Source organism: Streptococcus cristatus (assembly GCF_001588905.1).
Taxonomy (GTDB): Bacteria; Bacillota; Bacilli; order Lactobacillales; family Streptococcaceae; genus Streptococcus; species Streptococcus cristatus_N.
Genome location: NZ_LAWH01000015.1, coordinates 1 through 24,725, shown reverse-complemented (window position 1 = coordinate 24,725; position 24,725 = coordinate 1). Strand labels below are relative to the sequence as shown.

The following is a 24,725-nucleotide window of genomic DNA, read 5'->3' as shown; positions in this document are numbered from 1 at the left end:
CGCTATTAGGGTTTATTATACCATAAATTCCGCCTTTATTCAAACACCTTCTTGAAAGCTAGACCTAACTTTTCTAGCCTTAAAATAGAGGTGAAAGCTACTCACACAAAAAGAAGAAAGCTTGCTATAAGCGCTTCTAATATATCCATCCTTTTAAAATCAGACAGCCACTACCTGTAACGTCTTTAAATAGGTGCTGAACATGCTATCAAATCTTATAAAATTAGGCTATCCCGAAGAATTAGCAGGTATTTTATTAAGAAAAATGGACTGGTTTCTCTCCAGTCCACTTACCCTACTTACATCACTTAGTTATTATGCACCCGATTCATGTATTCGGTGTAGGATTCTGTTTGCATCAGTTCCTTGGCATTCTTGACCCGGTCAGCAGTCGGTGGCTTCACACCTTCCAGTGAATAAGGAATGCCCAGCTCCCGCCACTTGAATTCTCCCATAGTATGGTAAGGAAGGATTTCAAACTTATCAACGTTCTTGAGTGTTTTGACAAACTTACCTAGCTCAATCAAGTCCTCATCACGGTCCGTTAAGCCTGGCACCAGAACGTGTCGAATCCACACTGGCTTTCCAATATCTGAGAGATATTTTGCACAGGCCAAGATGTTTTTATTGGTCTGGGTAGTCACGATCCTATGCTGCGCCTCATTAATTTCCTTGATATCCAGCAAGACCAAATCCGTCACCGCCATCAGTTTATTAAACTTTTCTAGATAACGAGGCGTATTTCTAAAAGGCAGGGCGCAGGTATCCAGCGTACAATGAATCCCCAGCTCTTTGGCCTTGGTAAAGAAGGCAATCAAAAAGTCAATCTGTAGAAGTGCTTCTCCCCCGCTGACGGTAATACCACCTTTATTGCCCCAGAAACCTTTGTAACGAAGGGCTTCTTGTAGGATATCATCCACAGTCCGCAGTTGAGACTTGTTGGTTTCCATCTCCCAGGTATCTGGATTGTGGCAATATTGACAACGCATATGACAGCCCTGCAAAAAGACGATGAAGCGGATACCTGGTCCATCCACTGCTCCAAAACTCTCCGTAGAGTGCACCATTCCCGTTACTTTCCCATAATCAATCGCTTCTTCAACCATAATAATCCTCTTGTACCTGAAAACGTTTTACTATAACTACATTATACCACGATTCGAGTGAAAATAGATAGATTCTGCCTATTTTTTAGAAAATAAACTGTTTTTCAGTTTCATTTTCATTGTGTTACAACAGATAGAGTTTTTCAGTTTTTCTTGAAATTGCTTTTCTCCGTTTCCAGCTTTCTCCATAAAAAAAGCCGCCCTGAGGGCGACCTTTTCGGAGATTGTTATGAAAAAAAGGTGCGGAACTATAGCTATAACAGCTGCTCATCTGTTAAACTAAAGGACTCCTTCTATCAAATAAAGTTAAGAGGTCTTCATTTGATGCTTCTAGTATACTGCACCATACTTAAAAGAAGCTTAAGCTGGTTTTAATCATTATTTTACTAGAATAGCTAACGTTTCATAGGGTTTCAAAGTCATGGTCGCAGCTATTGCTGTCTCCTCGTAATTTGAAATCAGTACCTGCCTAATTTGATAATATCTAAAAATGCTCTATCTTCTATCTCTCCGACGGCCGCCAGTTTCAATACACGGAGAGCCGGCACAAACTAGATAAATTTCGCTTCGTGGATTTTGCTACTCGGCAGAGAGAATGAAGTCTTGATTCAGCGAGCATAAAAAATCTCCTCTGTCAGCTAAAATCTAGCGAGCAGAGGAGTTTTCCTGTTCTTTGGTTTATTTTTAGTTTTATAATTTTTTTATATTTAGGAGATGATATGAAAAATTTATGAAATGTTGATACGAGAATCTATTTCTTGCTTCTATTGCTAGTACTGGTTAGGCTGCTTTGTTTAACTTGGAGCGAATGAATGATTTCTGATAGGTTACATTTACTTTATATGTCATTGGACTGCCCTCATTTCTTATTTGTTGAGACTAGTATAAGACTTTCAGCTTAAGCATTCCTTATAAAAATCTTGCGGAAAACTTAAAACAAAAGAAGCTGAATTATTTTTCAGCTTCTTCATCTTCTTCAATCATTTCAGATATTTCCACTTTCACCTTGGTGACACGGCCATTTTTAACCTTGTCATTGGTCAAAATCAGTTTTTTATTCTGGCTTTCCACTTCATAGCTGAGCCGTTCTGTTGGATTTGGAATGGTTCCAACACCAGTCAGATAATAACCAGCAATAGTATCCACATCATCACTATCAATTTCAACTTCAAAATATTCATTAAAGTCATTGAGGGTCATGGTTCCTAAAACAATGTAGGTATTCTCACCAATTTCATGAACCTCGATAGCAACCTTGTCTGTTTCATCTTCGATTTCACCGACGATTTCTTCTAGCAAGTCTTCAAGCGTCACGAGACCTGCCATACCACCATACTCATCCAACAGAATCGCCATTTGATTTTGGGTATTCCGGAGAGATTTGAGCAAATCATCTACAAAAATCGTTTCAGGCACAAAAAGTGGCTCTTGCAGAATCTTGCGGAGGTTTAGATTGTCAAATCCATTGGCGAAGGCTTCATTTAGCAAGCGCTTAGTATGAATCAAGCCGATCACATTGTCCTTATCGCCATCATAGACAGGAATTCGTGAGAAATTTTGCTTGAGGATACTTTCGATGATTTCCTTGGTGTCATCCTGAATATCAACCATAAAGGCATCTGTCCGTGGTACCATGAGTTCACGCGCCACCATTTCATCTAGCGAGAAAATCCCCTGCAGCATTTCGATTTCATCTGCATCCAGCGTCTCCTCACTATTGGTCAGCATATACTCAATCTCATCTCGGGTCATTTTTTCATCCGCATCATCAAACTTCATCGGCGTCATCTGACTGAGAAGATTGGTAGAGGCTGAAAGCAACCAGACAAACGGACTGACAATTTTCCCGAGGAAGATAATCACTGGTGCAGTCCGAATAGCCAAACTATCCTTAAGATTCATAGCGATTCTCTTAGGATAAAGCTCCCCCAAAACAATGGAAATATAAGTCAAGAGAGCAAGGGCCAAGAAACTAGCAACTGCATGTGCCGTCTTGGAATCACCCATCCAAGAAGCAAAGATTTTCCCTAGATTATCCGCAAAGCTTGCCCCCGACAGAATATTGATGACGGTGATACCAACCTGAATCGTTGACAGAAAGTTATTGGGACTTTCAAGAACTTTTAATAAACGAACGTATTTGGCATCGCCTTCCTCGGCTTTTTGCTCGACGCGAGCTCGATTGAGCGACACCATCGCCATCTCAGAAGCTGAGAAAAAGGCATTTAGTAAGGTTAAAACAAATAGCAGTATTGCTTGCAATAAAATACTCTGACTGCCAGGGTCTTCCATGGATTCTTCTCCTAAAAATTATAATCAACTTTGATTATAACATATTTTTGGGATTCGTGCACAAGGATTTATAGGAAAGCGTTTTGCAGATTAATCCTCTAAGTCCTGCAAGACTTTTTCTAGCTGGGAAATAGCTCCAACAGGCAGGGCTGTCTTGGGATATTTCTGATTAAAGGCCAATAGAAAGTTTAAACGAACCTGCATTCTTTCACGAATGAGCTGTCTGTATTTGTCGTCAAAGTTTGGAACAGCATAACCCTTATAATCCAGATATTCAAAACCTTCCAAAGGACCAAAAGGCTTAAATTGAGCCCTTCCCTCTACAATCTGCTCAATAATATCTAAAGATACTTCCTTTGAGATACCTTTGCCCATATAAAAACCAGTATTGATAATGTAGCAAGCGACCCCTGACTCAAATAAACGACGGAATTTCCGATAATCTTCCACCAATGGATAGACTCGGAAAGGATTGGCATAAGGTTCAATAACCAAGTCTTCGTGCAAACCAGTGACATTCTCGGCATTGGAGCGCTTGGTCATCAGGGTGCAGCCCATTGTGGAAGCCATCAGCGGATCATTGATCTTAACCAGTGGCGGCAGAGAATCATCCTTCATAATCCAGAAGATAGCATTGATGGGCTCATCAATTCGGTCTACTCGATTCGGAGTCGCAAAGCGCGATTTGACAGTCCGTCCATTCCCGTTACGGATGTCCTCTGTTACTAGCTTTTTCCGCCCATTTTCATCCAGCGTCACTCCACAGTTCTGCACAGTGACAAAGAAATCCTGCTCACTATGGCCTGTAGGATAGTCATTAGTCTTGTCAAAATAAGACGGTTCGAGGGCAATAGAGGAGCCATCCTTGACCGAGATAATAAAAGCATCATCATGGAGAACCTTGATGTCATATTTATGGTCATGTTTGGTATGCGTCAATGTAGATTTTCCTGAACCTGACAGCCCAAAGAAAGATGCAACATAGTCTTCTTTTTCCGTCTTCTGCTTGAAGATTTTCAGACCTCCGTGGCAGGCAACATAGCCATTTCTAGCAGCCGTTCCCCACGCCAAAGTCAAGGTTGCCTTTTTCAGCTCCCCGAAATAATTTAAGCCCAGAATAACAGCGCAATTATGATTGGTATCAAAGTAAACCAAACCTTCAGGATAGTCTGGATGCGTCCACTTGGGATCAAAAAAGACAAAGATATCATTTTCCTCGTACTTTTTAGAAGCTCGTAGGCGGTTCTTAAATTCCTCATCCAAAATCTGGAAATTCAAGAGCCAAGAATAAAGATTGTTTATTTCTTCCTGAGGAACCATCAGATGGGCGCAAACCATAAAGTCCTCATCCAGCCCCACGACTGCATCTGCCTTATAAAAGGTCCTCTGATGTGCCTGATAAACAGCACTACGAACCAGAAACAGCAAGTGCTCATCTTCCTGACGATCTCTGCCATAAATTCGTCTAGCCTTGGCAGTTCGGCCGACAACAGCCCCCGAGTTAGTTAATAAAACGCGGGCATAAGAAGGAAGTCCCAGCTCCTTAGTATGAATCACCGGCATGTCCAGCACAACCGTTCCAGCAGCTACCGAAGCCAGTTGATAGGCCTCTTCTACGGTCTTGATTGCCTGAACCTGATTCTCATAAAAGGCTGTCTCTACAATGGTCTTCAAGGGCGAAAAATAAGAAGAATCTTTTCTTATTTCTTGCGGAGAAAATTTACGACGTGTTCCCATAACGATACCTCCTTTATGCTATTACTATTATTTTAGCATAAATATCCAATGATGGACCATAAAAAATGCAGTAAAAAAGAGAAAGGCGAGCTTTCTCCTATTTTTTTATAATACCAAATTCTTCATTCTTCTTTTGCTGCTGAGCTTCTTTGTGGTTATCATAAAGGTTGGCAAGGAATTTCACAATTTCCTTGAGGATAGAGTAGGTCGGAATCGCTACAATCATGCCCATAATGCCATAGATATTACTTGAAAGAAGTAAGAGAACCATAATCGTAATAGGGTGCACCTTCATAACGCTCCCAACAATACGAGGATAGAGGATATTTCCATCAATCTGCTGGATGATCAACATATAGATCAAGGCTGCCAGCATTTTATGCGGGTCGGTAAAAAAGTAGGTGATCAACATAGGAATCAAGCCGATACTAGGGCCCACATAAGGGATCAAGTTAGCCAAAGCTGAGAAAATAGCAAAGACCAAGGCATACTTGAGTCCAATGACACTGTAACCAATATAAGCTAAGGTCCCAATCAGCAAGGCATCAATTGAAATACCGCTGATATAACGGGCAACGGTCGCATTGAGATTGGTCAAGAGACTAGATATATTGAGCTTATCGCGCTTAAGAACGGTCCGCTCCAACATAGGCAAAAGCTTATGTCCATCCATCAGGAAGTAGACTAAAAAAATCGGCGTCATGATGAGAATCATGAGGGTATTGATGACAGCAGACACTACACTACCCAGACTATTGGTAACACTATTTAAAATATTTTGCAGAATATCTACATAGGACAGGTTAAGCTGCTGGATAGTAGACTGAATATTTAAACTCTTAAATAAAGGATTTTTGGATAATTGATTGACAAAACTCTGAATTTCCCAATAGAGATTTTGTGTCGAGTTGATCAAGCTGGACAGCTGGTTAATCAAGATTGGCAAAAGGTAGATTACTCCGACTGTCACTAGGCCAAAGAGTAGGAAAAGAGTGATTAAAATCCCGAAAATTCGATTGATTTTCAACTTTTTTTCGAGCAGTGTTACTAGAGGATTTGTGATATAGTAGAGAAATCCTCCCATAACAAAAGGAATTAAAATCGTATTGATAACGCTCACCACTGGCGTAATCATATCTCCCATCTGGCGCCAGATGAAAAAGATAATCGTTAGCAGCAAGACTTCACTGGTCCAAAACATTAACTTACTTTTATGAAACATCTTTACTCTCCTCCAAGTTATTTTACCATAATTTATCATAAAATAAAGGTTATTTCATAAAAGAAAGAATAAAAATGGAAACATTATTAAGTTCGAAGAATTTGGCTAGTCAGAAAAGATCACGCAATTTAAAATCTAAATCAGACAAATAAAAAATCACCTGAAAGCAAGAGCTGAAGAGCACAGTTTTTCAAGTGATTTTTGATATCACTTCCATCAGGAAGCAAAGAATACAATTGAGAATGTAAAACTGTTTAAACCCGTAAACAAGTCATTGTCCTTTAATCGGGATTGAAATCTCAATCAAGCTATTAGCATAGATCGTCCGAATGGCAGAGGCGTCAATATTCTTTTGGTCAATTTTTCGTTTCAAAAAGAATTCTCTAATTTTTTCAATTTCTTGCTCTCGTATCGCACGATGCTTATTTGAAATGAGAATTTCGTAATGGCTAGGAGCCTCTGTGAAAATAACATCACTATTGCCTGCAGAATAAACCTCTACAAGCGTTGCGTCTGTGCTTTCCAACTGATTTTTTACTAATTCTGCGTGGGTATTCGTCGTATTTATAAGCTTCATTCATTTGCCTCCTACCTTAAATCGTCGCTATTATTATAACACGTTTTTCAGGAATTGTGAACGATTACCTGTAATTTATATTATTTTACATATAGCAGGTTAGTTATTCTGATATTTGCGCTTCCACTGCTCAATTCCCCATTTATGGCTGCCACGTTTCAATTTTTCTATTGCAAGTTCGACAGGAAACCATGCTAGATTATTAAAATCTTCCAGTGGCTTTTCTACTGCCTGATAAGAAAGGGCTTCGTAAATATAGGCAGGATTATAAAAATGCGTGTCCCGATGGCGAGAATAAAAATACTCGTCCGCTTGACCAAAGTAATCTCCTACTTGAATGCTAAAACCAAGCTCTTCCAGCAATTCCCGCTCGAGAGTAGCCAGCTGATCTTCTCCTTCTTCCATTTGTCCTCCAGGAAGAAACCAAGCGCCATTAGGAGCTTGTACTAAAATAATATTTTCTTTCTTTTCATCCGGAATCACTGCGTAAACTCCATAGCGTGTCACATACTCGACATTTTCCTCATGAACTCCAAAAACTGGATGGGTCATTATCTTTCCTCATTCCTTCTAATCTTTACTACTATCATAAATAACTTATACTAGCCTGTCAAGAGTTTGAACTTATTTTTTCAGCTTTCACAAGGAAGCTTAGCCCCTTAGTTCTCAAGTAAAAAAGCCCGCCTCAGTTGAGACGGGACTTCTTCTACTAGCCATCAGTCAAACCTATTCATGTTAGACTGGATTATTTTTCTTCAAATCCTTCTGCAACTGCATCCGCAAAGTTTTCTTCTACGATGCTTGCACAGTGGTCACAGATAACTGCATGATAGCTACGGTCTGCAGTAGTTGGATCGATACGACGGCAACGGTCACATACTTCACCTGCAGCACGTTCAACTGTAAAGGCAACATCTTCAAAGCTAACTGCACCTTCTGGAGCTGGTCCATCTGCAATGGTTAATTCTGACACGATCAAAAGTTGAGCTACATTGCTATCTACTGCTCCAAGAAGAGTTTTCACCACTTCATTTGGATAAACTGTCAAGTGCGCTTCGAGTGATTTACCGATCACTTTGGCATTACGGGCTTCTTCCAAGGCTTTCTGAGCTTGTCCACGGAAGTCCATGAAGGCTGCCCAGGTATCCAAGATTTCTTCTTGGTTAGCAAATGTTTGAGCTTCTGGCAATTCTGACAATTGAACGAAGTCTTCTGCTTCAAACTCAAGATATGACCAGATTTCCTCTGCTGTATGAGGCAGGATTGGTGTCAAGAGCTTCGTGATTTTGACAAGAATGTCATAGAAGACAGTCTGCATTTGACGGCGCTCAAGTGATTTGGCACCTTCGATGTAGACAACATCTTTGGCAAAGTCAAGGTAGAAGGCTGACAAGTCAACGTTGATAAAGTTCACCAAGGCCTTGTAGATTGTCAAAAATTCAAAATCAGCATAAGCATCACGAATCGTCTTGACAAGCTGGTTAAAGCGGATGGTCATGTACTTATCAACGGAACGAAGTTCATCGTAAGCGACTGCGTCTTGAGCTGGGTTAAAGTCAGATGTATTGGCAATCAAGAAACGAAGGGTGTTACGGATCTTACGGTAAGTTTCAGAGACTTGGCTCAAGATATCCATAGAGATACGTACGTCGTTGCTTGAATCAACACTTGTTACCCAAAGACGCAAGATTTCCGCACCAAATTGTTTTTCAACATCGCTTGGAGCAATGGTATTTCCAAGGGATTTAGACATCTTCTCACCTTTACCATCAAGGGCAAATCCTTGTGATAAGATTTGTTTGTAAGGCGCTACACCATGGTTGGCAACAGATGTGATAAGTGAAGAGTTGAACCAACCACGGTATTGGTCAGAACCTTCTAGGTACAGGTCTGCTGGGTATTTGAGTTCTGGACGGTTGACAACTACTCCATTCCATGATGAACCTGAGTCGAACCAAACATCCATGATATCCGTTTCTTTCTTGAACTCGCCATTTGGTGAACCTGGATGCGTAAATCCTTCTGGCAAGAGGTCTTTAGCATCACGTTCCCACCAGACAATAGAGCCATGCTCTTCAAAGAGGTGAGCCACATGTTCAATCGTTTCAGCTGTCATGATTGGTGTTCCGTCTTCAGCATAGAAGATAGGAAGGGGAACTCCCCAAGCACGTTGACGAGAGATGACCCAGTCGCCACGGTCACGAATCATGTTGTAAAGACGAACTTTACCCCATTCTGAGTGGAATTTCACTTTTTCAATTTCATCCAAGATTTCTTGGCGGAATTTTGATACAGAAGCAAACCATTGTGGCACTGCACGCCAGATGATTGGTTTTTTCGTACGCCAGTCAAATGGGTAAGAGTGAGAGATTTCTTCTTGCGCAAGGAGTAGATTACCAAGTTTTTCGACAACAGTTGGAACCACCTTGTCATAGAATTGACCCGCAAAATCAGGACCAGCATTTTCCATCATGATCCCGCGTTCGTCAACTGTTACAGCAACTTCAAGACCATTAGCAACACCGACATTGTAGTCATCCTCACCAAAACCAGGCGCTGTATGGACGATACCTGTACCAGAGTCAGTCGTAACGTGGTCGCCAAGGATCACCAGCTCATCTACAGCCGTATCCCAAGGGTGGACTGTCACGATGTGGTTCAATTCTTGACCACGGTAAGTCGCTAAGACTTGAACATCAGCCCAACCAAATTTCTCAGACAAACTAGTCAACAACTCTGCAGCAACTACAAACTTACGAGCTTCACCAGCAGGTTGCACCACAACGTAGTCAATATCCGCTCCAACTGTCAATCCACGAGAAGCTGTGATGGTAAATGGCGTGGTTGTCCATACAACGATATAGGTATCCGTATCTAGCACACCTTTTCCGTCTTTGACGCGGTTAGCATAGTAAAGGGAAGTTGAAAGCAAATCATGGTACTCAATTTCTGCTTCAGCAAGGGCTGACTCAGAAGACCATGACCAGTAAACTGGCTTGGCACCACGATAGATATAGCCTTTCTTAGCCATTTCACCGAAGACACGGATTTGAGCTGCTTCATAGTCTGGAGTCAAGGTCACATAAGGATTTTCCCAGTCACCAGAAACACCCAAACGTTTAAAGTCTTCTCGCTGTTTGTCAACTTGAGAAAGAGCATACTCACGGCAAAGTTTCAAGTACTCAACCAAGTCCATTTCTTTGCGTTTAACACCCTGTTTTGCCAAGACTTGCTCGATTGGGAGACCATGAGTATCCCAACCTGGGATGTAAGGCGCATAGTAGCCAGCCATCGATTTTGAACGAACAATAATATCTTTAGAAATCTTGTTCATAGCGTGTCCAACGTGGATATTTCCGTTTGCATATGGAGGTCCATCATGCAAGGTGAAATGCGGTTTTCCTTGGTTCAATTCTTGACGACGTTGGTAAAGTTTTGCTTCTTCCCATTCTTTTTGCCAAACTGGTTCTTTGGTTGGAAGGCCAGCACGCATTGGAAATGCAGTTTTCCCAAGATTCAGGGTTTCTTTGAGTTTCATTTAGTCTCCTTATTCCATCATAATTTTCAAAATAAAAAACCACAAACTTCTCCGAAAGGACGAAAATTCGTGGTACCACCTTTGTTTAGACAGGAAAAAACCTGTCCCTCTTAGCCTGTAACGTAGGCCGACGTCGTTTCTTACTCGCTTCAGAAACGATGAAGCAGAATGATAAGTCAAACAAAAGGGATTACAGGTCTTTCACCACCACCTGCTCGCTGAAAATATTTTATTTGCCTTGTGTTTCTGCACTTATAAAAGATCCACTTGAACTTTAGAATCTTCATCCAAATCTGAAAGTTCTCCAGATTCTAAAATTTCTTTCTGTTGTGCTTGGATCAGCTCTTCATCTATAGTTTGAAGAGTCTGTGTTTCTGCCAAATCTCGATTTGCTTGCTCAATTCGTTCTTGCAATTCAGCTAATTCTTCAGGTGAGAATTGGCGCGTAACATCCACTTCTTCCTCTAGCTCGACTTTTTCTCCAAGCGCTTCTTCCACTACCATTTTAAAGGCTTCATCACTGGTCTGAAGATAGGTAGCAGTCGGACGAAGGATATCTTCCCAATCTGGAGAGTCAACAATACTTAGTTGACTTTCAATTGTCGATTTGAGACGCTGATGAAAGACACGTGTTTTATTTTTTAATTCTTCTGTCTCAACAGCTACTCTTTTGGCATTATCTGTAGCCTGACGAAGAATATCATTCGCCTTATACTTGGCTCTATCTAATAAACGTTGCGCATCTTGCTCTGCTTGCTGCACAATATTTCCTGAACGCTCTTGTGCTGCCTGTTTGACCCGCTCTGCTGTGTCTTGCGCAATTAAAACGGACTGACTAAGCGAATCTTTCATTTCATCAAAATAAATTAGACGCTCTTCAAGATTGCGGATTTTTGCTTCTTTCTCATGATTTTCACGGATTAAATCTTCATAATCACCGACAATGATATCAAGAAATTCTTCAACTTCATCAATATCGTACCCTCTAAATCTGGTCGAAAAAGCTTTATCTCTAATCTCTAGTGATGTTAGTGCCATATTTCCTCCTTATTTGCTAGGTAATAATTCAACTGTTAGTTTATGTTTCCCATTTTTGGAAAAACCATTTTCTGTTAAAACCTTAAATCGTCCATATTTCCTAACGCTAATCAATTCACCTAAAGCAATCTGTTGACTAGGGTTATCAATAGTTCTGTAGTTTTGCTTCACCTGTTTCCCCATGATTAGTTCCACAGCTTGGCTACGCGATAATTTAAAGACTGTCGCTACTAATTTATCCAGTCTAAGACTAGAGACCAAGACATCTCTGGTTTTAGTCGCTGACAAGTTTTGCAGCTGCTCGGTCAAGGAAACTTTCTTGAGCCGAACTGGAACTTTAGCTATTTTGAAAACATTGGTAATAAAATATTCTTTTAATCTTCGGTCCACAAATACTTGTGCACGGTCATCCACAACGATAATATCGCCAAACGTCCGCCTCTCAATCCCTAGCTGATGCAAAAGAGTTCCCATAATTTGTGAATGAGTTACCTTGTAGAACTTACTTGCATAGGTAATCTCTAGCAAGACCACACCAAAATCTTCGAGTTCTAATTGATAATAGCTAGGTGCAATCAACACTTTAGCAAACTCACTTGGAAAATAATCTGAACTAGCAAATACTTGCACATCGTATTGCTTACTCAAATTTTTGAGAATATTGACCTGATGAGGATTCAAAAAAGCAGTCGTCTCATAGCTATATTGATTTTCTACTCTTTGAAGCAATTCCATGCTTTTATCCAGAAAATCTTGATCATCCTGAGAAAAATGCTGATAGATCTTGTTTACCATAGCAATAACAAGGAGGCGAGGAAGTGTAGAAATAAAGTATCAAGCACTCTTAAGGCAAAAAGTGCCACCAGAACAGTAAAGTCTAATCTACCAAACTGCAAAGGCAACCTGCGGAACAAACGCAAAAATGGTTCAACCAGAGAACCAACAAGCCTTCCTAGGGCTGTTTGGTAAGCTCCAGGGAACCAAGACAAGAGTGCATAGACGAAGACGAGAAGGGAGTAAAGATCAATTAGATTAGAAACTAATTTTAAAATAAAGTAAATCATTAATTATCTGCTGCGTTTCATATCAAAATCGTATTCACTCAGGTCCACATCGTTGGGAAGGCGAATATCTTCTACATTGACGACAACATTGATTGGAGTGAGCAAGTACATGGTACTAGCAACTTTTCTCAAGTTCCCAGCTAAAACATAGCGTGCCCCATCAAGATAATCCAAGCAACGTCTTGCTTGTACCTCTGTCATATATTGAAAATCAATTAAGATACTCTCATTCGCAACAAGTAAATCAACAACCTCTGTTGCTTCCTCATATTTTTTCGGATAGCGAACATCAATCGTAACCTTCTCACTAGATTTCACTCGATGCTGAGCTAGTTCTTGTTGGCGAGCATGCAATCTAGTAATATTTTCCGTCGCAGGTTTTTGTTGGACTTGTGAAGAAGCTGAACGAGTACGTGCGTTTTCCTTTGCTGATGCAGCCGGAACTGGCTCGATCTCTGCCTGCTTCAAAACAGAATCAGATTCATCTAAAGGCTGTACTGGTAAGTCAGACTTTTCTCCATCTTCTGTAAAGTATTCTATAAATTTATCAAATTTATCTTTAAATGACATAGTTCTTTCCTATTTAAAAAATGCTGTTCCGATTCTGACATAGGTTGAGCCGTTGGCAATCGCTTCTGGATAATCACGGCTCATTCCCATACTCAAATCAGAAAAGGGCATGTTTTTTAACTGTTTGCTTTGTAAGTTTTGTTGAAGCTGATGTGCCTCTGAATAAATCTGATTCAGTTCTTGATGATCAGCTTCGAGTGGAGCCATGGCCATCAGGCCAACAATGCAAATGTTTTCTAAGGCTGCAAGCTCTGGTAAAACACTATCTAGTTCTTCAACTAAAAAACCGTGCTTGCTTTCTTCTTTTGAAATATTGACTTGCAAGAAACAATTAATCACATGATCTGCTCGCTTGTTGATTTCTTGAGCCAATTTGACAGAGTCTAAAGCATGGAAATAATCAACATAGTTGATTACATCTTTCACTTTTCTTCTCTGCAAACTACCAATCAAATGCCAGGTAAGGTTTTCTTCCTTTAAAGCATGATATTTTTCAAGAAACTTATCTACTCGATTTTCTCCAATATGTTTGATTCCTGTATCCACGAGTTTTTTCGCTGTTTCACAGTCAACATATTTGGTAACCGCAATAATGTTTACGGAGTCCTTCAATCGATTTTCTTTTTCAACTATTTGAGCAACATTTTGAAAAATTAAATCTTTATTTACTTGAAAATCCATTTAATTAGCGATTTCTAAAGAATGGCGGTGTTTCAAGCTCGTCATCTTCTTCCTTAATATCTGTAAAGCGCTCTACACGGCTAGAAGGTACAGGTTCTGCTTGACGAACAATTGATTCACGACGTAAATCCCAGTCTCCAAAGGCTGAAGCTCTAGAAGTTTCTACAGTTGAGCGATGAGAAGGAGCTGGCATTTCTCTTGTTTCTGCCATATCGAAGTTTCGATCATAATGAGCAGATGATTGTGCTGAGCGTACTTGATTAGCTCGGCTCGCAGGTTTAACGCCTTGCAATCCACTTACCTTATCAACCTTATCTTCTTTAACACCTGTTGCAACAACAGTCACACGGATTTCATCCTTCATAGACTCATCAATAGAAGTACCAAGCCAGATGTTGACACCATGACCAGCTGCCTGATTAACGATTTCAGAAGCTTCTTCTGCTTCAATCAAAGTCATATCTAGGCCACCAGTAACGTTGACGATCACGTCTTCTGCACCGTCAATAGTTGTCTCAAGAAGTGGAGAGTAGATAGCTTTGCGAGCTGCTTCGATAACACGTTCTTCACCGCTTCCGATACCGATACCCATCAAAGCATTACCTTTGTTTTCCATAACAGTCTTCACGTCTGCAAAGTCAAGATTGATCAAGCCAGGGCTGGTAATCAAATCAGTAATACCCTGAACCCCTTGGCGCAATACGTTATCAGCTTCACTCAAGGCTTCCAGAAGCGGAGTTTTCTTGTCAACAATTTCCAAAAGGTTGTTGTTTGAAATGATCAAAAGAGTATCTACATGTTCACGCAACTCATTGATTCCTTCAACGGCAAAATTACCACGCTTGCTTCCTTCAAAGCCAAATGGACGTGTCACGACTGCTACAGTTAGGGCGCCTACTGATTTAGCAATGCGAGCAATAACTGGTGCTGCTCCTGTACCAGAGCCACCACCCATACCAGCAGTGATAAAGACCATGTCTGCGCCTTGAAGGGCTTCTGTCAAGACTTCTTCGCTTTCTTCAGCTGCTTTACGACCAACCTCAGGTTGACCTCCGGCACCCAGACCACGAGTCAACTTAGGACCAAGCTGGATAACTGTTTCTGCTTTTGCACTGCTAAGTGCTTGCACATCTGTATTTGCTGCGATAAATTCTACGCCAGCAAGACCTTCATCGATCATACGGTTAATAGCGTTTCCGCCGCCACCGCCGACACCAATTACTTTAATGACTGCGCCTTGTGCAGCAGCCGCATCAAATGAAAATGTCATAATCTATTTATTCTCCTTACTCAAACATATTCCCAATTAAATTGCGCATCTTATCTGTAAGACTAGCCTTTGGTTCCTCTTGTGGTTCTTCATTTCTAAGCGGTGCAATTTCTGGTTCCACCTCTTGAACTGGTTCAACCGGCTGATGATCAAAGCGAGGTACTCTATGACTTGGACGTTCAAAGCTAGTTGCTTGATGACGCAACTGCTCGTCTCCACGAACAGCAGCTTGTGCAATTCGATCCACTTCGGTCAGATTGCCCGCATACTCTGAAAGACTAATCACGTGAGCAAAAGCTGGATTACGGATACCGATTTGATTTGGTACATATAATTTAGCGTGAACGCCAAATACTTCCTGAGCTAATTCTACAACGCCAGGCAAGATCGCTCCACCACCAACGATGACGATACCACCAGGAAGATCTAACACGTGTCTTCTATCTAAATCTTGCTTGATTTGTTCAAAAACATGTTTGATACGAGCAGAGATGATTTCAGCTAGATAGGTTTCTGTTATTTCAACTGGATTAACTTCCCCGATGACTTCAACTGGGAAAGATTCTGTGCCTGCAAATGGTACATAAGCTACACCATAGTTAAATTTCAAGCTTTCTGCCAATTTCTGAGAAGTTTTCAACACTTTTGAAATGTCTTTTGTGACATAGTCCCCGCCTTCTTGATAGATATTGGTAAATTGTAATTCTTGATTTTTTACAGAAGCAACTGTAGTTTGTCCGCCACCCATATCAATGACTGTCGCACCAAACTCCCGTTCTCCTTCGTTCAAAATGGATTTTGTCATCGCTAAAGGAGAAATGATAATATTCTCCAATTTCACTCCTGCACGCTCCACTGTTTTACGGAGATTATGCAGGATTGTACGAGGACCAGTGTAGAGTAGGCCGCGCATTTCTAGGCGAATCCCCATCATACCACGAGGATCACGGATCCCTTGGAAGCCATCAACAACAAACTCTTCTGGGATGAAGGTAATTACTTCACGGTCAGGAGTCATGCTCTTGGTCAAGGCAGATCTTACAACGCTCTCGACATCTTCATCGGTAATTTCTTTGGAGTCACTAGTCACAGGAATCATTCCTTGAGTTGGCTCAATTTGCAGTAGATTTGCAGGCAAGCCAACATTCACTAGTCCAATTGAAATCCCCGCTTTTTCTTCTGCTTGAGAAATTGCTGACTTAATAGCCGCTGCTGCTGCTTCAATATCGACAATAATCCCATCTTTAACGCCAGCACTCTTTGCATTGCTGACTCCAATAACATTCATTTCACCGTTGATGTGCTCTGCCACCAACACTTTAATTGTGCTACTTCCTATATCTAATCCAGTAAAAAAGCCATCTCTAGCCATTACATCAGTCCTCTCTGTCTTCCACGTTTCCATTCTAATACAAATAACTCTAGAAAATAGGGTTATCCAAACTTTATTATATCATAAAAATACGAAATTGGCGCAGTTTTTTATCTATAATAATTAGTTATTTTCAGAAATCTCTGGCTTTTCTGCCTGAGATTGAGCAGAATGCTCGGTAGATTGCTCTGCATGTTGAGTTGAAGATTCTGTATCTTGCGCATCGTTGCTAGCTTCATGGATAGCTTCATTTTCTGTGCCTTGCGCATAGCTAAAAATACCAGCCTCCATATCGACCACGCTTGGCACTTCCAACTGAGGATGAATTCCTTCATAGTAGGGAAGTTTCTTAGCAATATGAGAAATTGGAACTAAAATTTGGTGTTCATCAAACATGGTAATAGTCACTAAATCCTCTGTCACCTTGCTAGGAGTTAAATCAACTTTTCTAATGCTCTTTTTGACTGAATCGGGAACATTCTTCAGTTGTTGAACAAACTCCTTGATCAAGCCTGCATCCGAGAAGGTCACATCCATCCGCTCTTCGGGCAAGGCATCAGCCGCAACCTCTTTTTTTACGTATTCTCCACTCGTTAAAATAGGATAATACTTAGAATCTTTCTGTAAATAACCCAAAATATTGTATTCCTGAACATCGACTTTGAAAGTCAGTGGGAATTGATAAGTCATTTCTACATTTTCAATCCAGGGGCTAGAAGCTTTCAGATTTTGCTCGTAATGATGGCGATTTTTGTAAACAGTGATAGTATAATCGCGCTGATCGATTTTGCTACTGCTTCTTAACTCCTCCTGACTCACAACCTTGTTCCCAGTAAATTCAATGGTCTTCATGGTTGCAAGCGGTGTAAGGAAATAAAGGGAAGCTAAAAAAACTAGGGAGCTTGTCACTAAAACTGGCAAAGCTCGATACCAATGAATTTTCTCAATTGGAACTTTTGAAAACTCAAGCTGCTCTACTTCTTCCTCTTGCTCTTCTTCTTGTTTTTGGACTTCCTCTTGCTCCTCAACTTCAGATTCACTTTCAGAATCTTGAACTGCATCTTCTTCCTCACTTGTAGGAGAGTCTGTGTCAATTTCTTCGGAGACAGTATCTTCTTCGTTAGAAGGCTCCTGATTTTCCAGTTCCGCCTTCATTTCTTCTTTTTTCTGCTCTAGTTCAGCTCTTTTTTTCTCTAACTCAGCTTGCTTTTTTGCCTTTTCTTGAGCTTTTTTCTCAAGATACTCTTTGTTTCTGACTTGCCATTCAGAAAGAGAAAGTTGAGCAGTCTCTTGCTTATCTTCCTTACTTTTTTTCATTTTTTCCCTTTGTTAATATCTTGCTTCAAAATTTCATAAAATTCATCTACTGATGTTAATTCAGGTGCTTTTTCCATTCGTTGATAGTAAGCATCCTTTTCTCTTAGTAAATCATCCACTGCTACTTGGAGATTGACCCGATTCAAGTTTTCTTCATTGATTTTAAGCGCATAGCCTTTTTCCAAGAAGTAGTTGGCATTTTCAATTTGATCTCCTCGACTTGCCCCCAGCCCCAAAGGTACAATTACTTGCAACTTCTTCATCGCCAGTAATTCAAAAATAGTATTGGAACCGCCTCGTGTCACGACGACATCTGCCATAGCCATCAGTGGCTGATACAGATCTGTCACATAGGACACTCGGTAAATGCGATGGGAAAGCTCATCCAAGTTAGCATCGCCCGTCAGATTGATAATATTGTATTTTTCAATCAAGCGATCCTTATTTTTGGTAATAAAATCATTGAAAACTTTCGCTCCTCCTGAGCCACCAACAAAGAGCAAGGTAGGTTTTCCTTCTGTGAAATGGGCCTTAATTTTCTCAATCTCAGCCGGTTCCGTTTGAGGGAGGGCAGCGATCTTGGTCACCGCTCCAACATGTTCAGCCTTGCTCAGTCCTTCAGCTTGCTCAAAAGTCGTGAACATCTTTGTCGCGCATTTATAACCAATTTTATTGGCCAGACCAAGCGACAAGTCAGACTCATGAATAAAAACTGGAACGCCCGTCACCTTCGCCGCAATCACTGGCGGAACAGACACAAAGCCTCCTTTTGAAAATAGGGCTTTTGGACGTACTCTCAACATGATGCCCAGCGACTGGAGAATCCCACCTGCCACTTTGAAAACATCCCAAAGATTCTGCCAAGAAAAATAGCGACGGAGCTTGCCAGTTGCAATCGAATGAAAAACAACAGGTAGACCTGATTTTTGAATTTCCTTGTACTCAATCCCATGGCGGTCACCGATATAATGGACTTCCCAGCCCTCTTCGATAAATTTAGGCATCAGCAAAAGATTGAGGGTCACATGGCCAACTGTCCCTCCGCCTGTAAATACTATTTTTTTCATTTTATTCCTTTAATTCTTTAAACACGGCAAGGAATTCATCGCCCCGCACTTCAAAATTCTTATACATATCCCAGCTGGCATTGGCTGGACTGAGAAGGACAATATCCCCAGGCTCCGCCACAGAAAAGGCTTTACGAGTAGCATCTCTGACATCTGAAGCGTCCAGATAGCTTACTTCTGCCTGATCCGCAGCCCGCTTAACACGCGCAGCCGATTCTCCCAGAATCACCATCTTTTTCAAGCCCTTGATATCTGGCACCAATTCATCAAATTCATTGCCACGATCCAAACCACCAGCAATCAGAATGACCTTGCTATTGTCAAAGCCTGACAAAGCCTTTTGTGTCGCTAAAATATTAGTTGATTTACTGTCATTGTAAAATTTGACTTGATTGATTTCGCCCACATACTGGAGACGATGCTTGACACCACCAAAATGAGCCAGAGTTTCTCTAATAACTTGATTGTCAATCCCGCGCAGTTTGGCTACTGCAATGGTTGCTAGAGCATTTTCTACATTGTGGCTACCAGGCACGCCTAGTTCAGAAGCTTTCATAATGGCTTCCCCACGGAAAGTCAGCACATCACCGTCCAAGTAAGCTCCATCGACCTTTTCTTTAGTCGAAAAAGGAAGCACTTTGGCAGCCGTCTTCTTAGCCAATTCTTTCGCCAAATCTTGATTGAAATTCAACACGACATAGTCAGAAGCTGTCATATTTTTTTGGATATTCCACTTGGCTGCCACATATCCCTCAAAAGAGCCGTGATAGTCCAGATGCGTCGGCATCAGATTTGTAATGACCGCTATTTCTGGATGGAAGGCTTCGATTCCCATTAGTTGGAAAGAAGAAAGTTCCATGACCAATGTGTCTCTTTCACCCGCGTCCTGGGCAACTTGGCTAGCTGGAAATCCGATATTCCCTGACAAGAGGCCATTTTGTCCGCCTGTTGTTAGCACTTCTGCAATCATGGTTGTGGTAGTGGTTTTTCCATTGGAGCCAGTAATCCCAATAATCGGTGCATCCGAAATCAGATAAGCCAGCTCAACTTCAGTAATAACAGGAATCTGCTTTTCCAAAGCCCTCATAACCATAGGATTATTGTAAGGAATGCCCGGATTTTTCACCATCCATTCAAAATCTTCATCCAACAGTTCCAGAGGATGACCACCTGTCACGACTTTAATTCCTTCTTCTAGCAAAGATTGGGCAGCTGGATTTTCCTCGAAAGGCTTGCCGTCATTGACCGTCACAATCGCTCCCAGCTTATCCAAAAGGCGGGCAGCTGACTCCCCTGATTTAGCTAAACCCAACACCAAGACTTTCTTATTGGCAAATTTTGAAATAGTCTTCATCATGTACCTCTTCATTCATACTACCTTCTATTTTACCTTTTTTTGCGAAAATAAAAAAGTCATATCAGGCTTTTATTTTAACTGTTAGCAGCTTTTAATAAATAAGAAGAAATATTATTCTATTTGAAACCTTTGGAAACATCTTTTTATACCGGCAAAGGGCTATCTAAAACATTTGATTACCAGCAACATTCGAAAAAACATGTTCTCGCTAGATGAGAAACTACCGGTATCTGTATTATCTTTCTACTCAGTCAAAACCACCATTGAAGAATCTCGCTTCAGATAAACAAAAGGAATTAGGCTACCGAAAGTCTACACGACCTTTGAAATCCTAATTCCTTCCTTATAGTTTATGAGTTTAAAGTTTCTTTTGATTTCTGAGATGGCACTAGACGCTCGATATCCATCAAGGCCCACACTGTAATAATAATCAAAAAGATACTCACAAATAATTCTCCAGGCAATTTAAAAATTTGAAAAATTGCCAAAGCAAGCAAAATGATCAAGGCAACCAGCAAGAGTACAAATGTCAAGACATTCAACGTCCCCTTAATACTAGTTGGAATGGCAAATACATAGAAAAGCAGGATTAATATTCCAATAATCAGGTAAATCATGCTGCTCCTTTCTACCATCAGTCAACTAAATGATTTATTCCGCTGCTTGTTTTTTCTTATTTTTATTAGCTTTTTCGCGTTCTTGCTTGTTCAAGATTTGTTTACGCAAACGGATTGACTCAGGTGTTACTTCCATGTACTCATCGTCATTCAAGAATTCAAGTGACTCTTCAAGGGTCAAGATACGAGGTGTCTTGATAACTGCTGTTTGGTCCTTGGTTGCAGAACGGACGTTGGTCATTTGCTTGGCCTTAGTAATGTTCACTGTCAAGTCGTTTTCACGAGAGTTTTCACCAACGATCATCCCTTCGTAAACCTCAGTACCTGGGTTGACAAAGATAGTTCCGCGCTCTTCGATAGACATGATTGAGTAAGTTGTAGCCTTACCAGCATCGATCGAAACAAGGGCACCACGGTGACGTCCACCAATTTCCCCTGGAATCAACGGCAAGTATTGGTCGAAGGTATGGTTCATGATACCGTAACCACGAGTCATTGACAAGAACTCAGTTGAGTATCCGATCAAACCACGCGCAGGAACAAGGAAGACCAAACGAGTTTGTCCATTACCAGTTGAAATCATATCCAACATTTCACCTTTACGTTCAGAAAGGCTTTGGATTACAGATCCTTGGTATTCTTCTGGAGTGTCGATTTGGACACGCTCAAACGGCTCACATTTAACACCGTCGATTTCTTTCACGATAACTTCTGGACGAGATACTTGAAGTTCATAGCCCTCACGACGCATGGTTTCAATCAGAATTGATAAGTGCAACTCACCACGTCCTGAAACAGTCCATTTATCTGGTGAATCCGTTGGATCCACACGAAGGGAAACGTCTGTTTGCAATTCTGCTTGCAAGCGTTCTTCTACCTTACGAGACGTTACCCATTTACCTTCACGACCTGCAAATGGTGAATTATTTACCAAGAAAGTCATTTGAAGGGTTGGTTCATCAATGTGAAGGATTGGAAGTGGTTCAATGGCATCTGTCGGAGTGATTGTTTCACCAACGAAGATATCTTCCATACCAGATACGGCAATCAAGTCACCCGCTTTGGCCTCTTGGATCTCACGACGTTCCAAACCAAAGAAACCGAAGAGTTTTGTAACACGGAAGTTCTTCGTTGTGCCGTCTAGTTTAGAAAGAGTAACTTGGTCCCCAACTTTCACACTACCACGGAAGACACGTCCGATACCGATACGACCTACGAAATCATTGTAGTCCAAAAGTGACACTTGGAACTGCAAAGGCTCATCTGAGTTGTCTACTGGAGCTGGGATATGATCGATAATGGTGTCAAAGATTGGTGCCATTGTTTTTTCTTGATCAGCTGGATCGTCTGACAATGAAGAAGTTCCGTTGATAGCTGAAGCATACACCACTGGGAAATCAAGCTGGTCATCGTCTGCACCAAGCTCAATGAAGAGCTCCAATACTTCGTCTACTACTTCTGCTGGGCGAGCTGATGGTTTATCGATTTTGTTAACCACAACGATTGGGACAAGGTCTTGTTCCAAGGCTTTTTTCAATACGAAACGAGTCTGTGGCATGGTTCCTTCGTAGGCATCTACGACCAAGACAACCCCGTCAACCATTTTCATGATACGCTCAACTTCTCCACCGAAGTCCGCGTGTCCTGGTGTGTCCATGATATTGATGCGAGTTCCGTTGTAAGCAACAGCTGTATTCTTAGCAAGGATGGTAATACCACGCTCTTTTTCGATATCGTTTGAGTCCATAGCACGCTCTGCCAACTCTGTACGAGCATCAAGAGTTTCAGATTGTTTCAATAATTCGTCAACGAGGGTTGTTTTACCGTGGTCAACGTGGGCGATAATCGCAATGTTACGGATATCTTCTCTTAATTTTGTCATGATTTCCTCTAAATCTTATTATTTATTTCCAAATAAAAATTATAACATAGTTTTTTCCAAAAAACACGGGCCAACCAAGTGTAAATGTTTTCATAGGTAAATCGTAAACTGTAGTCATTTTTGCAATTTTACTTCCGAAAGTGTATGATAAAAAGAAAAAAGAATCGATCCAAACCGTTGAAAGGAAAACTCATGCGCCTTGATAAATTCTTAGCCCTAGCTAAGATTAGCCGGAAAGAGATGAAACAAAAACTGCGACTAAGGCAGATTGTAATTGACGGTCAAGCAGCTCGCTCCCTCAGTCAAAATGTCGATAGTGGCCTCCAGTCCATTAGCCTAGCTGGTAAACCTTTAAAGCACCTAGCCCACCATTATTTTCTGATGAACAAGCCCGCCGGTACTGTCACTGCCAATTCTGATGCAGACAAGATGACCGTCCTAGATCTAATTGCCCCAGAAGATTTTAACGACCAGCTTTACGCCATCGGCCGTTTGGATCGTGATACACGGGGCCTGCTTCTGATTACAGATAATGGGCCACTGGGATTTCAACTCCTCCATCCACAATACCATATCGCAAAGACCTACTATGTCGAAGTCAACGGCCCTCTTGACCAAGAAGCCATAGTTGCTTTTCAGCAAGGCATTGTTTTTCTGGATGGCACCCGTTGCAAACCCGCCCAACTTCAGATTCACACAACTAGCCTCGAGCACTCCACCGCATCAGTTACCATTTCTGAAGGGAAATTTCATCAGGTCAAGAAAATGTTTCTAGCAGTTGGTGTCAAAGTCACTTATCTCAAACGCACTCATTTCGGTGATTTTCAGCTGGATCCCAATCTAGCAGAAGGCAGCTATCGACCGCTGAATCCTTCCGAACTCGAGATTATCAGAGGCTATTTGGAACAAACTTGGTAAAACAAAAAGGCTTATTCAAGCCTTTTTATTATTTATTACACAAATCCATTCATAGTCAGAAGAATTCCTGCAATCCAGTTGATGACAGAAATAACAATACCGACGATATTAAGAATTCTTTCTGTTTTATAATCTAATTGAGTTTCTTTTTGATGAGAATTGCCCAAAATCAGACCGATTAAATTATAGGTAGTTAACTTTGTATATATTTCTACAAAGAATCAGCTTGTCTTAACCTTGCCACTCCAAGAATCAAGACCGTAAGACAGGATATAAATATCATTAAAGCCTTGCTTCTTCAAGTAGATTGCCGCATTGGTCACACGTTGGCCACGGCTATTTTCATAAAGAAGAACTGGTTTGTCTTTGCGAAGCGCATTGATACTAGACTTGAGCTGTTGAGACGGAATATTGCGCGCGCCCAAGATATGCTTGCGATGGAAATCCGATGGATCACGCAAGTCAATCAATTGCCCTTGACGAATCAAGCCTTCAAACTCACTATTATCTACTACCTTAGCTGCACGACGAATACGGAAATAATTGAAGCCCATCCAAGCCAACATTCCCAGCAAGATTGCCCATAAAGTCCAAATTCCCATTCTAGTTTCTCCCTTTATCTTCTAAATACTTCAACTCTACTTGATGTTCTCTGCGAAGAACCGCCTCAGCCTCCAGATAATCAAGCTTATCCATCAGGCCAGCATCGTAAATCCGCTCTAGCTCAATTTTCATCATCTCAATATCATAAAGACGCTTGCCCATATAGATAATGATCCCGAAATTTTTAAGAAATTGCTGCACATCATAGAGTGTTTTCATGAGCTATATTTTATCAGATTTTAGCAAAGTTTTCAAGATGGCAAAACAGAAAAGACAGCCACGGAGACTGCCTTTTCGGGAGATTATTATGAAAAAGAAAAGTTTAGGAGTTCTATCAAACAAAGTTAGGAGGTCTTCATTTGATAATCTTAGTATAAAGGAAGAAGCTTAAACAATCCTTAAGAAAAAACAGAGAGTGGGACAGAAATCGGTAATTGGTTAGAATTCGATTTCGTCGTCCCACCTCCGCACAGTTGAGTAGGGCTGTAAAAGCTGAT

22 protein-coding genes, 3 pseudogenes and 1 other annotated feature are annotated in these 24,725 nt (G+C 41.1%); of the genes and pseudogenes, 2 read left to right on the top strand and 23 right to left on the bottom strand.

Annotated elements, in window-relative coordinates:
- Window positions 1-308: 308 nt before the first annotated feature.
- Together pflA and A0765_RS10775 are read right to left on the bottom strand one after the other, a co-directional pair.
- Window positions 309-1,106, bottom strand: a complete 798-nt coding sequence (gene pflA / locus A0765_RS02685) for a pyruvate formate-lyase-activating protein (protein ID WP_005590787.1) — start codon at window positions 1,104-1,106, stop codon at window positions 309-311.
- Window positions 1,107-1,484: 378 nt separating this feature from the next.
- A pseudogene (locus A0765_RS10775) lies at window positions 1,485-1,586 on the bottom strand (DUF3459 domain-containing protein); the annotation flags it as partial.
- Window positions 1,587-1,609: 23 nt separating this feature from the next.
- On the opposite strand from A0765_RS10775, the pseudogene A0765_RS09880 reads away from it, so the two are divergent.
- Window positions 1,610-1,705, top strand: a pseudogene (locus A0765_RS09880) (trehalose operon repressor); the annotation flags it as partial.
- Window positions 1,706-2,057: 352 nt separating this feature from the next.
- Here A0765_RS09880 and A0765_RS02680 read toward each other — a convergent pair.
- The 18 genes from A0765_RS02680 to typA form a co-directional block, all read right to left on the bottom strand.
- A complete protein-coding gene (locus tag A0765_RS02680; RefSeq protein WP_045499115.1) occupies window positions 2,058-3,398 on the bottom strand; it encodes a hemolysin family protein in 1,341 nt (446 codons plus the stop codon).
- A 90-nt stretch (window positions 3,399-3,488) separates the two neighbouring features.
- Complete coding sequence (locus A0765_RS02675) at window positions 3,489-5,135, bottom strand: phosphoenolpyruvate carboxykinase (ATP) (RefSeq protein ID WP_062004498.1); 1,647 nt, start codon at window positions 5,133-5,135, stop codon at window positions 3,489-3,491.
- Window positions 5,136-5,232: 97 nt separating this feature from the next.
- Window positions 5,233-6,357, bottom strand: a complete 1,125-nt coding sequence (locus A0765_RS02670; RefSeq protein ID WP_062004497.1) for an AI-2E family transporter — start codon at window positions 6,355-6,357, stop codon at window positions 5,233-5,235.
- Between the two features lie 271 nt (window positions 6,358-6,628).
- Window positions 6,629-6,934, bottom strand: a complete 306-nt coding sequence (locus A0765_RS02665) for a DUF1827 family protein (protein WP_062004496.1) — start codon at window positions 6,932-6,934, stop codon at window positions 6,629-6,631.
- A 99-nt stretch (window positions 6,935-7,033) separates the two neighbouring features.
- Window positions 7,034-7,486, bottom strand: coding sequence for an NUDIX domain-containing protein (locus A0765_RS02660; RefSeq protein WP_062004495.1), 453 nt, complete (start codon window positions 7,484-7,486; stop codon window positions 7,034-7,036).
- A 193-nt stretch (window positions 7,487-7,679) separates the two neighbouring features.
- Window positions 7,680-10,472: an isoleucine--tRNA ligase gene (ileS, locus tag A0765_RS02655; RefSeq protein WP_062004494.1), complete on the bottom strand. Its 2,793-nt coding sequence runs from the start codon at window positions 10,470-10,472 to the stop codon at window positions 7,680-7,682.
- A gap of 52 nt (window positions 10,473-10,524) precedes the next feature.
- Window positions 10,525-10,728 (bottom strand) — a binding site (T-box leader).
- Complete coding sequence (locus A0765_RS02650; RefSeq protein WP_062004493.1) at window positions 10,725-11,510, bottom strand: DivIVA domain-containing protein; 786 nt, start codon at window positions 11,508-11,510, stop codon at window positions 10,725-10,727. Its footprint overlaps the feature before it by 4 nt.
- A gap of 9 nt (window positions 11,511-11,519) precedes the next feature.
- Window positions 11,520-12,305: a YlmH family RNA-binding protein gene (locus tag A0765_RS02645; protein WP_062004492.1), complete on the bottom strand. Its 786-nt coding sequence runs from the start codon at window positions 12,303-12,305 to the stop codon at window positions 11,520-11,522.
- Window positions 12,299-12,574 carry a YggT family protein gene (locus A0765_RS02640; protein WP_061910824.1) on the bottom strand — a complete coding sequence of 92 codons (276 nt, stop codon included), beginning with the start codon at window positions 12,572-12,574 and terminating at the stop codon, window positions 12,299-12,301. Before A0765_RS02640 ends, A0765_RS02645 begins: the two co-directional genes overlap by 7 nt.
- Window positions 12,575-12,577: 3 nt before the next feature.
- Window positions 12,578-13,144, bottom strand: a complete 567-nt coding sequence (locus tag A0765_RS02635; protein ID WP_062004491.1) for a cell division protein SepF — start codon at window positions 13,142-13,144, stop codon at window positions 12,578-12,580.
- A gap of 9 nt (window positions 13,145-13,153) precedes the next feature.
- Window positions 13,154-13,825, bottom strand: coding sequence for a YggS family pyridoxal phosphate-dependent enzyme (locus A0765_RS02630; RefSeq protein ID WP_062004490.1), 672 nt, complete (start codon window positions 13,823-13,825; stop codon window positions 13,154-13,156).
- 4 nt (window positions 13,826-13,829) lie between these two features.
- Window positions 13,830-15,095, bottom strand: coding sequence for a cell division protein FtsZ (ftsZ, locus tag A0765_RS02625; protein WP_062004489.1), 1,266 nt, complete (start codon window positions 15,093-15,095; stop codon window positions 13,830-13,832).
- A gap of 16 nt (window positions 15,096-15,111) precedes the next feature.
- Window positions 15,112-16,467 carry a cell division protein FtsA gene (ftsA, locus tag A0765_RS02620; protein WP_048791714.1) on the bottom strand — a complete coding sequence of 452 codons (1,356 nt, stop codon included), beginning with the start codon at window positions 16,465-16,467 and terminating at the stop codon, window positions 15,112-15,114.
- A 123-nt stretch (window positions 16,468-16,590) separates the two neighbouring features.
- On the bottom strand, window positions 16,591-17,784 hold the full coding sequence (locus A0765_RS02615) for a cell division protein FtsQ/DivIB (RefSeq protein ID WP_062004488.1): 1,194 nt from the start codon (window positions 17,782-17,784) through the stop codon (window positions 16,591-16,593).
- The gene (locus tag A0765_RS02610) at window positions 17,781-18,851 is read right to left on the bottom strand and encodes a UDP-N-acetylglucosamine--N-acetylmuramyl-(pentapeptide) pyrophosphoryl-undecaprenol N-acetylglucosamine transferase (RefSeq protein WP_062004487.1); all 1,071 of its coding nucleotides are present in this window, start codon (window positions 18,849-18,851) and stop codon (window positions 17,781-17,783) included. The genes A0765_RS02615 and A0765_RS02610 overlap by 4 nt, the downstream gene beginning before the upstream one ends.
- A gap of 1 nt (window position 18,852) precedes the next feature.
- Window positions 18,853-20,205: a UDP-N-acetylmuramoyl-L-alanine--D-glutamate ligase gene (gene murD, locus A0765_RS02605; protein ID WP_062004486.1), complete on the bottom strand. Its 1,353-nt coding sequence runs from the start codon at window positions 20,203-20,205 to the stop codon at window positions 18,853-18,855.
- 353 nt (window positions 20,206-20,558) lie between these two features.
- On the bottom strand, window positions 20,559-20,825 hold the full coding sequence (locus A0765_RS02600; protein ID WP_045499076.1) for a DUF3165 family protein: 267 nt from the start codon (window positions 20,823-20,825) through the stop codon (window positions 20,559-20,561).
- A gap of 34 nt (window positions 20,826-20,859) precedes the next feature.
- The gene (gene typA / locus A0765_RS02595) at window positions 20,860-22,707 is read right to left on the bottom strand and encodes a translational GTPase TypA (RefSeq protein ID WP_062004485.1); all 1,848 of its coding nucleotides are present in this window, start codon (window positions 22,705-22,707) and stop codon (window positions 20,860-20,862) included.
- Window positions 22,708-22,899: 192 nt separating this feature from the next.
- Between typA and A0765_RS02590 the strand changes: the two genes are divergently transcribed.
- Window positions 22,900-23,625 (top strand): 16S rRNA pseudouridine(516) synthase, encoded by a 726-nt coding sequence (locus A0765_RS02590; RefSeq protein WP_062004484.1) that lies wholly within the window; start codon window positions 22,900-22,902, stop codon window positions 23,623-23,625.
- A 35-nt stretch (window positions 23,626-23,660) separates the two neighbouring features.
- On the opposite strand, the pseudogene A0765_RS10580 reads toward A0765_RS02590, so the two are convergent.
- The 3 genes and pseudogenes from A0765_RS10580 to A0765_RS02580 form a co-directional block, all read right to left on the bottom strand.
- A pseudogene (locus tag A0765_RS10580) lies at window positions 23,661-23,807 on the bottom strand (DUF4190 domain-containing protein); the annotation flags it as partial.
- Window positions 23,808-23,846: 39 nt separating this feature from the next.
- Complete coding sequence (locus tag A0765_RS02585; protein WP_048764043.1) at window positions 23,847-24,227, bottom strand: rhodanese-like domain-containing protein; 381 nt, start codon at window positions 24,225-24,227, stop codon at window positions 23,847-23,849.
- Window position 24,228: 1 nt separating this feature from the next.
- A complete protein-coding gene (locus tag A0765_RS02580) occupies window positions 24,229-24,447 on the bottom strand; it encodes a YqgQ family protein (RefSeq protein ID WP_005590812.1) in 219 nt (72 codons plus the stop codon).
- Window positions 24,448-24,725: the final 278 nt, after the last annotated feature.

Bases quoted from the DNA above. Each gene is read 5' to 3' on its own strand.
- A0765_RS02665 (WP_062004496.1), bottom strand. From the start codon at position 6,934: ATGAAGCTTATAAATACGACGAATACCCACGCAGAATTAGTAAAAAAT.
- A0765_RS02645 (WP_062004492.1), bottom strand. From the start codon at position 12,305: ATGGTAAACAAGATCTATCAGCATTTTTCTCAGGATGATCAAGATTTT.
- A0765_RS02630 (WP_062004490.1), bottom strand. From the start codon at position 13,825: ATGGATTTTCAAGTAAATAAAGATTTAATTTTTCAAAATGTTGCTCAA.
- A0765_RS02590 (WP_062004484.1), top strand. From the start codon at position 22,900: ATGCGCCTTGATAAATTCTTAGCCCTAGCTAAGATTAGCCGGAAAGAG.
- A0765_RS02675 (WP_062004498.1), bottom strand. From the start codon at position 5,135: ATGGGAACACGTCGTAAATTTTCTCCGCAAGAAATAAGAAAAGATTCT.
- typA (WP_062004485.1), bottom strand. From the start codon at position 22,707: ATGACAAAATTAAGAGAAGATATCCGTAACATTGCGATTATCGCCCAC.
- A0765_RS02615 (WP_062004488.1), bottom strand. From the start codon at position 17,784: ATGAAAAAAAGTAAGGAAGATAAGCAAGAGACTGCTCAACTTTCTCTT.
- ftsA (WP_048791714.1), bottom strand. From the start codon at position 16,467: ATGGCTAGAGATGGCTTTTTTACTGGATTAGATATAGGAAGTAGCACA.
- A0765_RS02635 (WP_062004491.1), bottom strand. From the start codon at position 13,144: ATGTCATTTAAAGATAAATTTGATAAATTTATAGAATACTTTACAGAA.
- A0765_RS02600 (WP_045499076.1), bottom strand. From the start codon at position 20,825: ATGATTTACCTGATTATTGGAATATTAATCCTGCTTTTCTATGTATTT.
- ftsZ (WP_062004489.1), bottom strand. From the start codon at position 15,095: ATGACATTTTCATTTGATGCGGCTGCTGCACAAGGCGCAGTCATTAAA.
- murD (WP_062004486.1), bottom strand. From the start codon at position 20,205: ATGAAGACTATTTCAAAATTTGCCAATAAGAAAGTCTTGGTGTTGGGT.
- A0765_RS02580 (WP_005590812.1), bottom strand. From the start codon at position 24,447: ATGAAAACACTCTATGATGTGCAGCAATTTCTTAAAAATTTCGGGATC.
- pflA (WP_005590787.1), bottom strand. From the start codon at position 1,106: ATGGTTGAAGAAGCGATTGATTATGGGAAAGTAACGGGAATGGTGCAC.
- ileS (WP_062004494.1), bottom strand. From the start codon at position 10,472: ATGAAACTCAAAGAAACCCTGAATCTTGGGAAAACTGCATTTCCAATG.
- A0765_RS02670 (WP_062004497.1), bottom strand. From the start codon at position 6,357: ATGTTTCATAAAAGTAAGTTAATGTTTTGGACCAGTGAAGTCTTGCTG.
- A0765_RS02680 (WP_045499115.1), bottom strand. From the start codon at position 3,398: ATGGAAGACCCTGGCAGTCAGAGTATTTTATTGCAAGCAATACTGCTA.
- A0765_RS02610 (WP_062004487.1), bottom strand. From the start codon at position 18,851: ATGAAAAAAATAGTATTTACAGGCGGAGGGACAGTTGGCCATGTGACC.
- A0765_RS02640 (WP_061910824.1), bottom strand. From the start codon at position 12,574: ATGATTTACTTTATTTTAAAATTAGTTTCTAATCTAATTGATCTTTAC.
- A0765_RS02660 (WP_062004495.1), bottom strand. From the start codon at position 7,486: ATGACCCATCCAGTTTTTGGAGTTCATGAGGAAAATGTCGAGTATGTG.
- A0765_RS02585 (WP_048764043.1), bottom strand. From the start codon at position 24,227: ATGGGAATTTGGACTTTATGGGCAATCTTGCTGGGAATGTTGGCTTGG.
- A0765_RS02650 (WP_062004493.1), bottom strand. From the start codon at position 11,510: ATGGCACTAACATCACTAGAGATTAGAGATAAAGCTTTTTCGACCAGA.